This is a genomic window from Nocardia thailandica NBRC 100428, assembly GCF_000308795.1.
Taxonomy (GTDB): Bacteria; Actinomycetota; Actinomycetes; order Mycobacteriales; family Mycobacteriaceae; genus Nocardia; species Nocardia thailandica.
In genome coordinates this window covers 62426-73870 of record NZ_BAGK01000184.1, presented here as the reverse complement: position 1 = coordinate 73870, position 11445 = coordinate 62426, and the positions used below count along the sequence as shown (strand labels likewise).

General features: G+C 72.0%; 9 protein-coding genes and 1 tRNA gene. 7 read left to right on the top strand and 3 right to left on the bottom strand.

Annotated elements, in window-relative coordinates:
• On the bottom strand, positions 1–1498 hold a 1498-nt coding region (locus tag ON36_RS20265; protein WP_043655896.1), incomplete at its 3' end, for a TPM domain-containing protein.
• A gap of 113 nt (positions 1499–1611) precedes the next feature.
• Between ON36_RS20265 and ON36_RS20260 the strand changes: the two genes are divergently transcribed.
• On the top strand, positions 1612–2289 hold the full coding sequence (locus tag ON36_RS20260) for an MBL fold metallo-hydrolase (RefSeq protein WP_043655893.1): 678 nt from the start codon (positions 1612–1614) through the stop codon (positions 2287–2289).
• 48 nt (positions 2290–2337) lie between these two features.
• Here ON36_RS20260 and ON36_RS20255 read toward each other — a convergent pair whose 3' ends face one another.
• Complete coding sequence (locus tag ON36_RS20255; protein WP_043655892.1) at positions 2338–2655, bottom strand: hypothetical protein; 318 nt, start codon at positions 2653–2655, stop codon at positions 2338–2340.
• A 185-nt stretch (positions 2656–2840) separates the two neighbouring features.
• On the opposite strand from ON36_RS20255, the gene ON36_RS20250 reads away from it, so the two are divergent.
• Genes ON36_RS20250 through dnaG form a run of 3 tightly spaced genes read left to right on the top strand, consistent with a single transcriptional unit; the run spans position 2841 to position 6753 of the window.
• Positions 2841–3524 carry a YdcF family protein gene (locus ON36_RS20250; protein WP_043655932.1) on the top strand — a complete coding sequence of 228 codons (684 nt, stop codon included), beginning with the start codon at positions 2841–2843 and terminating at the stop codon, positions 3522–3524.
• Complete coding sequence (locus ON36_RS20245; protein ID WP_043655890.1) at positions 3524–4783, top strand: deoxyguanosinetriphosphate triphosphohydrolase; 1260 nt, start codon at positions 3524–3526, stop codon at positions 4781–4783. Before ON36_RS20250 ends, ON36_RS20245 begins: the two co-directional genes overlap by 1 nt.
• Positions 4784–4806: 23 nt before the next feature.
• Entirely contained in the window at positions 4807–6753 is a 1947-nt protein-coding gene (dnaG, locus tag ON36_RS20240; protein ID WP_043655888.1) for a DNA primase, read from the top strand.
• An 18-nt stretch (positions 6754–6771) separates the two neighbouring features.
• Here the strand turns inward: dnaG and ON36_RS20235 are convergent, their stop codons facing one another.
• Positions 6772–7032 (bottom strand): hypothetical protein, encoded by a 261-nt coding sequence (locus ON36_RS20235; RefSeq protein ID WP_043655885.1) that lies wholly within the window; start codon positions 7030–7032, stop codon positions 6772–6774.
• 202 nt (positions 7033–7234) lie between these two features.
• Here ON36_RS20235 and ON36_RS20230 point away from each other — a divergent pair.
• From ON36_RS20230 to ON36_RS20220, 3 genes are all read left to right on the top strand, one after another.
• Positions 7235–7307 (top strand) — tRNA-Asn (locus ON36_RS20230).
• Positions 7308–8114: 807 nt separating this feature from the next.
• Positions 8115–9890, top strand: a complete 1776-nt coding sequence (locus tag ON36_RS20225) for an acyl-CoA dehydrogenase family protein (protein WP_157224958.1) — start codon at positions 8115–8117, stop codon at positions 9888–9890.
• Positions 9887–11389, top strand: coding sequence for a flavin-containing monooxygenase (locus tag ON36_RS20220; protein ID WP_083885263.1), 1503 nt, complete (start codon positions 9887–9889; stop codon positions 11387–11389). Before ON36_RS20225 ends, ON36_RS20220 begins: the two co-directional genes overlap by 4 nt.
• Positions 11390–11445: the final 56 nt, after the last annotated feature.

Genomic DNA, 11445 nt, shown 5'->3' with positions numbered 1-11445 from the left:
CCGCGGCGATCGCCAGATCCAGGGCCGTGTCCGCGTCGACCGCCGTGCGATAGGCGGTCAGCGGATCGGCTTCGGCCGCCGCGCCCGCCTCGCGCACGGCGCGCTGGGCGGCGTCGACCGCGGCGGGCAGCTCGGTGCCGCCGTGTTCGGTCAGGGTGGCCGCGTCGATCAGGTCGGCCCGCAGTTCGTCCAGGGCGGCGGGCAGTCCGTCGCGCGCCTGCTGGATCGTGCTCGCCGCGTTGTCGACCGCGTCCAGCAGCACCCGCGCCTGTCCGACCGCGCCCTCGGCCGCGCGGATGGCGGCGACCGCGCCGCCCTGCTCGCCCACCGGCCTGTCCAGTTCGATGCGGGCGGTGTCGATGTTCTGCTCCGCGAACCGGATCCGCTCGCCCGCCATGCGCACGTTGTCGCGCACCGGTGCCAGCACCGAGGCCGGGTAGGCCGCCACCAGCCGGTTCAGCTCGGCCTCGGAGGCCGGTACCCGGGCGGTCAGATCCACCACGTCGCGGGTCAGCCCGTCGAGGCGCCCGGCCGCGCCGATGAGCAGGTCGCGCATCTCGTCGAACGCCGCCACCTGCGCGTCCAGCTCCCGGTCCGCCGCGCCGATCGCGCCGAGGGCGGTCAGCAGCAGCGCGCGCTGCTGGTCCGGCGTCTCGGGGATCGCGTCGTCGAGCTGCTGGCGGATCGTGAACGCCTGCGCCGCCGCCGCTTTCGCCGCCTCCAGCGCGTTCCGGAACGGCGTCACGGCGGTGTCGCCGAATTCGCCGGTCGCCAGATCGAGTTCCTCGGCGCTGGTGCGGATCGCGTTGTCGATGTCGACGAGGCGTTCTTTCGACAGCGCGTGCAGCGTCGGCAGCGACAGGCGGCCCAGCGCGGCCGAGTCCGTCGGGTCGAGGGTGCGGGCCGTGGCGAGCTCGGCGCGTTCGCGCCTGCCCCGGCGCAGGCGCAGCACCAGCGCCACCGCGCCTGCCAGCACCACGACGCCGAGCACGAGCAGGATCACCACGCCCCACGACAACCCCGATCCCAGCGCGGAGTCGAGTCCCTGCGCGGCGGCCACACCCGCGCCCGCCCAATCGCCGTCACGCAGTGCGGGTTCCACCGATCCGGCGAGCAGTTCGTCGAGCTCGCTGTCGGATATCCCGGCGGGCAGCTCGCCGGTGAACGCGTACCCGCGGTCCTCGGTCGCGACCGCCAGCAGCAGGTCACGGTCGCCGAGGTCCGACAGCTGCGCCGTCCGCGCCGCCCAGTCCTGGGCCGCCATGCCCGCGAAGTCGCGCACGTAGACGACCCACAGCTGCACGCGGCGGTCGTCGTAGAGGGCCCCGACCGCGTCCCGGACCCGCTGCTCGTCCGCGGGGGACAGGGCCTTCGCGCTGTCGGTCACCTGCGGTCCCAGCCTGCTCGGCGGTTCCGCCCCGGCGACGGGCACACAGAGAAGGGTCAACACGGCCAGGGCCCCGCACAGCGAGGCGACCCGGCGCAGAGTCTGCGACATGCTCAGAATCTAGCCGGGCCCGCCGCGCCGGGGCGCCCGAGCCGCGGCCCGCGTGTGTCACCGCCGGTCGCCGCGCCGTGCCGACCGGCGCGTCTCGCCCTATCATCGGCGGCATGGTCCTCGTCGATCGCCTCTACACCGGACACGTCGAGCCGGGCGGAGCCGCCCAGCAGCGCGACGTGCCGGGCGCCCGGATCTTCAAGATCTCCGTCGGTCCGATGGACAACAACGCCTATCTGGTCCAGAGCGTCGCCACCGGCGCCACGGTCCTGATCGACGCGGCCAACGAGCCCGAACGCATCCTCGAGCTGACCGCCCAGGAAACCCTGGGCGAGCTCGAGCTGATCATCACCACGCACCGGCATCCCGACCACTGGCAGGGGCTGACCGAGGTGCACAAGACGGTGAACGCGCCCACCGCCGCGCACCCGCTCGACGCGGAACAGCTGCCGGTCACCCCGGACCGGTTGCTGCACGACGGCGACCGGATCGCCGTCGGCGATCTGGTCTTCGAGATCATCCATCTGCGGGGCCACACCCCGGGTTCGGTCGCCCTCGCGCTCGTCGACGGCGCGGGCCGCACCCACCTGTTCACCGGCGACTCGCTGTTCCCCGGCGGGGTCGGGAAGACGCACTCCGGAGCCGATTTCGAGTCCCTGCTGACCGACGTCACCACGAAACTGTTCGACCGCTACCCCGACGACACCGTGGTGTACCCGGGCCACGGCGACGACACCACCCTCGGCATCGAACGCCCGCACCTGCCCGCCTGGCGCGACCGCGGCTGGTGACCGCCCGGCGCGAGCGGGTCACCGGCCGCGCGGACGCCGCGCCGTGGTCTAGGCCTGGATGACCTCGATCCCGACGAGGGCGTTGAACGAATCGCAACTCGCCCAGGACTGGTTCTGCCCGTACTGGATCGGGCCGTACTTCCAGTAGGTGAACGGGACGGGCCACGCGACGCAGGTCAGCTTCACCTGATGCCAGGTGGGCAGCTCGCAATTCGCCATCCCGCCGGTGTTGAAGATGTTGTAGACGTGGCAGTTGGCCTGCCACACCGGTACATCGGCCTGGGCCATACCACCACCGGCGAGCATGACGCCTGCCGTTGCGGTGGCAACGAAGGCGCCGGCAGCAAGTCGCTTCGCAGACAGCATTCCGAACCTCCTGAATCGATGTTGTCTAGATCACATCGCGCCGCTTGCGATCTTGTTACGGGGATCATCCGCCTCGAGGGAGGTTCCGGGCGCCGACCGGCCGCCGGGGGTTCACCCGACCGGGATCCATCGGTAACCGGTGGCCTCCTCGGGCGTCAAGGGAACCTGGCAGACTTGGCGGGATGATGTACTCGCGAACGGCCGCACCGGGTTCGGCACCCGGGCCTTCGCGTGGCCTCGCCCGGGCGGGCGGACGCTGGCTGGCCCGGTTGCTGGGCGGCGCCGTGCTGATGGCCCTGGTGCTCGTCGGCGGGACCGCCGTGCGGGTCTGGCAGGTGGCCCGCATCGACGACTACACCCCGGCCGACGCCATCGTCGTGCTCGGCGCCGCGCAGTACTCGGGCACCCCGTCGACGGTCTTCGAGGCCCGCCTCGACCAGGCCTACCGCCTGTTCCGGGCCGGTGTCGCGCCCCGCATCGTCACCGTCGGCGGCAAGCAGGAGGGCGACCTCTACACCGAGGCCGCCTCCGGCAAGAACTATCTGTCCGAGCGCGGCGTCCCCGCCGACAAGATCCTCGCGGTGGAGACCGGCTCGGACACCTTGCGCAGCGTCGAGGCCGTCGCGGCCGCGATGCACGCGCGCGGCATGGAATCGGCGGTCCTGGTGAGCGATCCGTGGCACTCGCTGCGGACCCGCACCATGGCCCGCGACGCCGGGCTCGACGCCTGGACGGCGCCGACCCGCACGGGTCCGGCGGTCTACACCCGCGAATCGCAGTTCCACGGCATCGCCCGCGAGACCGGCGCCCTGCTCTGGTATCAGCTCACCCACTTCTCGGCAGACTTCAGCTACACGGCGGGGCAATGATGACGACCGAATACACCGGGCACGACGAAGAACGCATGGTCACCGAGCCCGGCAAGACCGCCGGGCTGGACGGCGCCTGGGACGGCAACGGTCACCGCAGCGAGTTCGCCCGCGACCGCGCCCGCGTGCTGCACTCGGCCGCGCTGCGCAGGCTCGCCGACAAGACCCAGGTCATGGGCCCCCGCGAGGGCGACACCCCCCGCACCCGCCTCACCCACTCCCTCGAGGTCGCCCAGATCGGGCGCAGCATCGCCGACGGCCTCGGCGCCGATCCGGACCTGGTCGAGCTGGCCGGCCTCGCCCACGACATCGGCCACCCGCCCTACGGCCACAACGGGGAACGCGCGCTCGACGAGTTCGCCGACGACTGGGGCGGTTTCGAGGGCAACGCGCAGAACCTGCGCATCCTGACCCGGCTCGAGCCCAAGGTCATCGGCCCCGACGGCGAGAGCGTCGGCCTCAACCTCACCCGCGCCGCGCTCGACGCCACCCTGAAGTACCCGTGGCCCCGCACGGGTCCGCGCAGCAAGTTCGGCGCCTACGAGGCCGATCTGGACCGCCTCGCCTGGATCCGCAAGGACGCGCCCGAACGGCGCAAGAGCCTGGAATGCCAGATCATGGACTGGTCCGACGACGTCGCCTACTCGGTGCACGACGTCGAGGACGGCGTCATCGTCGGCCGGGTCGACCTGCGCGCCCTGGCCGACCCCGCCGAACAGCTCGCCCTCGCCGAACTCGGGCACACCCAGCACCCCGACCAGTCCGTCGACGAACTCGTCGCCGCCGCCCGCCGCCTGGCCGACCTGGACATCGTCGTCGCCGCCATGCGCTACGACGGCACCTTCGCGGCCTCGGTCGCGCTCAAACGCCTCACCAGCGAGCTGGTCGGGCGGTTCGCAACCGCCGCGATCACCGCGACGCGGGAGTTCACCGGCCCCGGCCCGCACGCCCGCTACGACGTCGACCTGGTCGTCCCGCCGGTCGCCGAGGCCGAGGTCGCGCTGCTCAAGACCGTCGCGCTGCGCTACGTCCGCTCCGACCCCGGTCACCGGGCCCGCCAGGCCACCCAGCGCGAACGGGTGCAGTCCCTGGCCGACCGCCTGGTCACCACCGCCCCCGCCCACCTCGACGATCTGCTGCTGCCGTGGTGGAACGCCGCCACCGACGACCGGGAACGCGTGCGGGTGGTCCTCGACCAGATCGCCTCCTACACCGAGAGCCGCTTCGAGCGCGTCGCCGCCTCGCTGGACTGCCGGTGAACGCCTGCGACTAGACTCGTCCCGTGGCCGGACGAATCCCTGATCGCGATATCGCGGCGATCCGCGAACGCGTCCGGATCGAAGACATCGTTGGCGAGTATGTCGCCCTGCGCCCCCAGGGGCCGTTCTCGATCCGTGGGCTGTGCCCGTTCCACGACGAGAAGAGCCCGTCGTTCCACGTCCGCCCGCATCTGGGCGTGTTCCACTGCTTCGGCTGCGGCGAGGGCGGCGACGTCTACAAGTTCCTCCAGCAGATCGAGCACATCGGTTTCGTGGAGGCCGTCGAGCAGCTGGCCGACCGCATCGGCTACCAGATCAACTACGAGGGCGGCGGCACCACCGTCCAGCGCGATCGCGGTACCCGGGCCCGCCTGGTGGCCGCCAACGCCGCCGCGCAGGAGTTCTACGCCGCCCAGCTGCGCGAACCCGAGGCCGAGGCCGCCCGCAAGTACCTCACCGACCGCAACTTCGACGGCAACGCCGCCCTGCAGTTCGGCTGCGGCTACGCCCCCGGCGGCTGGGACGCGCTGACCAAGCACCTGCTCCGCAAGGGCTTCGACTTCAAGGAACTCGAGGCCGCCGGCCTGTCCAAGCAGGGCAAGCGCGGCCCGATCGACCGCTTCCACCGCCGCCTGCTCTGGCCCATCCGCAACCTCGGCGGCGAGGTCATCGGGTTCGGCGCGCGCAAGCTGTTCGACGACGACACCATGCCCGGCAAGTACGTCAACACGCCGGAGACGCTGCTGTACAAGAAGTCCCAGGTGCTGTTCGGTCTCGACCACGCCAAGCGCGAGATCGCCAAGGGGCATCAGGCCGTCGTCGTCGAGGGATACACCGACGTCATGGCCATGCACCTGGCCGGGGTCAAGACCGCCGTCGCCTCCTGCGGCACCGCCTTCGGCGAGGAGCACCTGCAGGTGCTGCGCAGGCTCCTCATGGACGACAACTTCTGGCGCGGCGAGATCATCTACACCTTCGACGGCGACGCCGCCGGTCAGGCCGCCGCGCTCAAGGCGTTCAGCGGCGACCAGCGCCTCGCGGGCCAGACCTTCATCGCCGTCGCCCCCGACGGCCAGGATCCCTGCGAACTGCGCCAGAACTCCGGCGACGGCGCCCTGCGCGACCTGGTCGCGCGACGGATCGCCCTGTACGAGTTCGTGATCCGCGGCATCGTGGAGAAGTACTACAGCGATCCCGCCACCAAGTCGATGAGCGAGGCGGGCCAGATCGCCGCCCTGCGCGAGGCCGTCCCCGTGGTCGCCCAGATCAAGGACTACGCCACCCGCAAGGCCTACGCCACGAAGCTGGCCGGCCTGGTCGGCTGGGACGACATCCAGCTCGTCGTCCGCCGCGTCGGCGAGGAGGCGCGCAAGAACCGGACCGGGGAACGTCCCGGCGCCGACCGCCGCTCCCGGCCCGCCGCCACCGCCGAACCGGCGCCCGAGGCGCCCGTCTCGCCGCGTCCGGCGCCGAACGACCCCGTGCTGCTCCCGCAGCGGCACGCGCTGGCCGTCGCCCTGCAGTATCCCGCCATCGCGGGCCCGGTGTTCGACGCCATCGACACCGAGGCGTTCACCCACCCCGGTTACGCCGCCATCCGCACCGCCATCGCCGCCGCCGGCGGCACCGCGAGCGGCCTGAGCGGCGCGGAATGGGTTGCGGCCGTGACGGATCGGACCGGAGACCTGCTGCTGGGCGCGCTCGTCTCCGAACTCGCGAGCGAACCGCTCCCGGTCCGCACCGAGCAGGACATCCCGCGCTTCGTCACCGGCGTGCTGGCCCGCACCCAGGAGGCGTGGGTCGGCCGTCAGATCGCTGCCCTCAAGTCACAGCTGCAGCGCATCGCGGCCTCCGACGAGTCGGGGGAGTACATGCAGCTCTTCGGTGACGTCGTGGCGCTCGAGCAGTACCGCAAGAGCCTCAAGGCGCAGGCCATGGGCAATTCCGACGACTTCTCGGTCAACGCCTGACCGAGAAGCCGTCCGCGACTACAGTCGGCCGTTGCGCTGGGCGATCTGGTCCTGCGGCATGAGCACCGTGGTCCGTTCGTCCAGCGGGTGCACCGGCTCGAGCTTGGGCCGGGTATCGAGCTTGTCCGACAGCTTCTGCCTGCTCGCCTGCACCAGCTTGCGCGTCACCGGGGAACCGGCCACCGCCCGCGTCGCCGCACTGATCTGTTCGTAGCGTGCCCGCCCGGCCTTGGTGCCCAGCACATAGCCGGCGGCGATTCCGATGATCAACCGCAGCATCCTCTTAGGACTCCTCCCACAATCGTGTGCGACCCCCATCCTGCCCGACCCGCACCACCCCTGTCGATCCGGACCCCACCCGGTCCGTCCGGCGCATGTCCGCAGGTAGAGGCCCGATTTGGGAACCGGACAAGGCATACGCTAAAGTTTCATCTCGGCCGGTCAAGAGCAGAACGGCCACCGAGCCCGAGGCTCGGAACAATCCCCTATAGCTCAATTGGCAGAGCAGCCGACTGTTAATCGGCAGGTTTCTGGTTCGAGTCCAGATGGGGGAGCCCTGAAAGCCCTCTACCGGCAAACGCTGGTAGGGGGCTTTTTCGTAGGCCGGTAGGCGGGCCGGATTTCTCTTTTCCTGCGTGGCCTGTTTCGGCGGTAATGCCGTCCGGTGACGTTTCTCCGTGATGGGTGGTCGGTGGCTGCCGGGGTGTGGCGGCCTGCGGCCCGTCCCGGTCGGTCACGGGGAACCTGATGTCGGTTTTGTCCTGGTCTTACGGGTGGGGTGGTGGCATTCGGGACCCGAGTCCGACTGGTGCCCCACACTTTTGGTGACGGCGCGGTCGGTTGGGGAGTGCGCCGCGCCGAGGGACCTCGCTCGATTGCGGGGTGTTTGCCACGGTGTGATGTGCGACATATAGTTAACCCGCGTCGCCCGGAGAGTGAGCTGCTACCGCGAGCCTCAGGGGTGCCCGGGACGAACGCGCCAATCGGTTCACCGTCGATTCTTCAGTACTGCCGTCCGGCGGCACTTCCGTGTCCACGGACGCCCACCCGACGGCCCTTTCCGGGCTGATCGGGGAGTTCGCTATGCCTGTCCGCACATCCGATTCTCGCCGCCGATGACCGTCGTGCGCGGAATCGACCTGTAAGGCACGAAGTTTCGGTCTCGACCCTCGAAAGTCGGATGTCCCCCCGCTGCGAACGGGGGGACATCCCACACCCATCGCTCCGCCGGCTGCCACCGGCCGGAGCTGATGCAGACACTGTGGAGAGCCCCTGCCATGACAACTGTAGATGTCTCATGTGTTCGTTCGGGAGAAGTCGCGCCCAAGCGACCGGTTTGTACCGATTCCACGACCGCGGCGTTGCGTGCCGCGGTACTCGGAGGGCCCCCGCCGCTGCGGGACCGGGTCCGGGCCGCGGTGGTCGGCCTGGGTGACGGTCCGTGCACGGGAGTGACCTCGGCGCGGGAGGCGGACCGGGGGCCGGGCCTGCTGCGCGCGGTGATCGCCGAGCTCGGCGGCTCGGCGGCCGCGATCGCCGCGGACCCGCTGGTGCGCGGGCAGCTGTGTGAGTGGGCCGCGGTGGCGGCGCCGCATCTGATCCCGGTGTTGACCGGGCACCTCGACCTGACCGTCGGCGCGATCGCCGCGCTGGGCAACGGGTCCGCCTACCAGGGCGCGCTGGCCGCCGAACTCGACGACGGCCGCGCGCTCGGCGTGCTCGCCCTCACCGAACTCGGCGGCACCAACGGCGCGGACCAGCGGACGACCGCGACCTGGGACGGCACGCGCGACGGCTTCGTGCTGGACTCGCCGACCGTCGGGTCGTGGAAGTTCATGCCCAACGTCGCGTCCGCCTCCGCGCGCGTCGGCGTCGTCACCGCCCGGCTGATCGTCGACGGCGCCGACGAAGGGGTGCTGCCCTTCCTCCTGCGGTTCCGGCACCCGGACGGTTCGCCGGTCCCCGGACTCGGCGTGCGGGCGCTGCCGGACAAGTCGTGGGCGCCGATGGATCACGCGATGATGCGCTTCGACCGGGTGTTCGTGCCCAGGGCGGCGCTGCTGGGCGGGGACTGGGCGGTGATGAGCCCGGCCGGGCGCCTGGACTGCGACCTGGCGCCCCGGGCGCGCTGGCACCGGGCGATCGGGATGCTCGGCGAGGGCAGGCTGGACCTGGCGCAGGCCGCGAGCGCGGCGGCCCGCGCGGGACTGGCGGTGCTGCACCGGTATTCGTCGACCCGGAAGCCGGGCGCGCTCGTGATGGCCGAGCGCGGCACCGTGCGCCGGGACGTCGTGTCCGCGCTCGCCGCCGTCACCGCGACGAGCGTGCTCGGGCGTCGCCTGCGAGAGCTGCGCGCAGGCGGCGCGGCCGGGGAGCCGGCGCACGCGGTGTGGTCGATGCTGGCCAAACCGCTGCTGGCCCACACCGCCCACGACGTGCTGACGACCTGCCGCAGGCGGGGCGCCGCGCAGGCGGCGCTGCGGGTGAACCGGATCGGCGACTGGCTCGGCGTCGTAGAAGGGATCATCACCGCCGAGGGCGAGTCGCAGGTCCTGCTCAAACAGGCGGGCTCGCTGGTCGCGGCCGGTCACGACATCACCGCGCTGCGGCTACCGCACCAGCCGCCGGAGCGGCCCGGGTATCTCGGGATGCTCACCGAGCGGGAACTCGCCCTCGCGACCGGCGTGCGCGACGGCGACCACCGGGCGGCCGGGACGGCGATCGACGCCGACACCGCCGCGATCGAACTGGCCACCGCCACCGGCGAGCGTCTGGCCACGGAGGCGGTTCTCGCGTCGGCCGCCGCGTCCCGTCGCGGCGGGGACACCATCGCGGGCGCCGTGCTCGAGTCGGTCGCGGCGGTCTACGCCCTCGAGCGGATCCATGCCCGGGGCGGCTGGTACGCGGCGCGCGGGCAGCTCTCGCCCGATCGCGCCGGGCGGGTGGAGGCCGAGCTGCTGCGGCATCGCGGCGTGCTGGCCGACCACCGCGACCGCCTGATCGACGCCTTCGACATCCCCCTCGACGACCTCGACGCCCCGATGGCGTCCCCGGACTACCTGGGCTGGTGGCGGGACTGGGCCGAAGGCCCCGCGGATCGCGACGCGACGGATGCGGGCCGGGAGGCGCGCCGATGAGCGGGCATCGGTACCGGGTGGTCGTCGTCGGGGCGGGTTTCGGCGGGCTCACCATGGGCGCGGAACTGCTCGACGCCGGGATCGAGGACTTCCTCATCCTCGAGGAGGGCGCCGAGGTCGGCGGCGTCTGGCGGGAGAACACCTATCCCGGCTGCTCCTGCGACGTGCCGTCGCACCTGTATTCCTTCGATTTCGACCGCTGGCGCGACCGCCTGCTCCGCTTCCCGGATCAGACCACGATCCTGGACTACCTGCGTTCGGTGACCGACCGGACGGGCCTGCGCCGGCACCTGCGGGTCGACACCGCGATCAGCGCGGCCCGCTACGACGACGCCACCGGGACGTGGACACTGACCAGCACCCGCGGCGAGCGCATCGACGCCGAGGCGGTCGTCTGGGCGATCGGCCAGCTCCACCGCCCCGCGCTGCCCGACATCGCGGGTGCCGAGGAGTTCCGCGGCCACACGCTGCACACCGCGCGCTGGGATCACTCCGCCGACCTGACCGGTCACGTCGCCGTCGTCGGCACGGGATCGTCGGCCACCCAGCTTGTGCCGCAGCTCGCGCGCACCGCCGCGAGTGTCACGGTGTATCAGCGCTCGGCGCCGTGGATCCTGCCCAAGCCCGCCGCCCGGTTCGGGCCGCTGGCCAGGGCCGCCCTGCGGATCCCGGGGCTGCAATCCCTCTACCGGGCCGCGTTGTCCTGCGGGGCGGATCTGGTGATGGCGCCGATCATGCGGCGCGGCTGGTCGGCCCGGCCCGCGGAGTGGGTGGCGCGCGCCCATCTGCGCCGCCAGGTGCCCGATCCCGTGCTGCGCGCCCGGCTGACGCCGCACTACCGCATCGGGGAGAAGCGGATCCTGGTGGACAGCGCCTACTATCCGGCGCTCGGCCTGCCGAACGTGCACCTGGTGACCGACCCGATCGACCGCGTCGGCCCCGACGGCATCCACACCGCCGACGGCACGCACCGGCCCGCCGACACGATCGTCTGGGCCACCGGTTTCCGGGCCTCGGCCTTCTTCGAGGGCATCACCGTGCAGGGCAGGAACGGCGCCGATCTGCACGAGGTCTGGGCGCGCGCGGGCAGGCCCGAGGCCTTCTTCGGCCTCGCCGTTCCCGGCGGGTTCCCCGACATGTTCCTCATCGCCGGGCCGAACAGTTTCACCCCCGCCAACAGCAACCCCAGTATCAAGGCCCGGCAGACCCGTTATATCCGCGCCTGCCTGGAATACGGTGCCGAGGTCGGCGGGCCGGTCGAGATCGAGCCGGCGGCGATGGCCGAATTCCGGCGCTGGCTCGACGCGCGGCTCGCGGACAGCGTGTGGTCGGGCGGGGTGCCGACCTGGTTCACCCGGGCCGACGGGCAGATCACCAACCCCTGGCCGGGGACGGTGCGCGAATTCGGGCGCAGGCTCGCGCGCCACCACCCGTCCCGGGTGTTCCGCCGCACCGGCGTCAGGACACCGCCGCTGGCGAATTCCACGCGGGCGCACTGATCGAATTCCGCTCCCGGGGGTTTGCCCGGCCGTGAATACGCGGCCGGGCAAACCCC

Bases quoted from the DNA above. Each gene is read 5' to 3' on its own strand.
- ON36_RS20220 (WP_083885263.1), top strand. From the start codon at position 9,887: ATGAGCGGGCATCGGTACCGGGTGGTCGTCGTCGGGGCGGGTTTCGGC.
- ON36_RS20260 (WP_043655893.1), top strand. From the start codon at position 1,612: ATGGTCCTCGTCGATCGCCTCTACACCGGACACGTCGAGCCGGGCGGA.
- ON36_RS20245 (WP_043655890.1), top strand. From the start codon at position 3,524: ATGACGACCGAATACACCGGGCACGACGAAGAACGCATGGTCACCGAG.
- ON36_RS20235 (WP_043655885.1), bottom strand. From the start codon at position 7,032: ATGCTGCGGTTGATCATCGGAATCGCCGCCGGCTATGTGCTGGGCACC.
- ON36_RS20250 (WP_043655932.1), top strand. From the start codon at position 2,841: ATGTACTCGCGAACGGCCGCACCGGGTTCGGCACCCGGGCCTTCGCGT.
- ON36_RS20255 (WP_043655892.1), bottom strand. From the start codon at position 2,655: ATGCTGTCTGCGAAGCGACTTGCTGCCGGCGCCTTCGTTGCCACCGCA.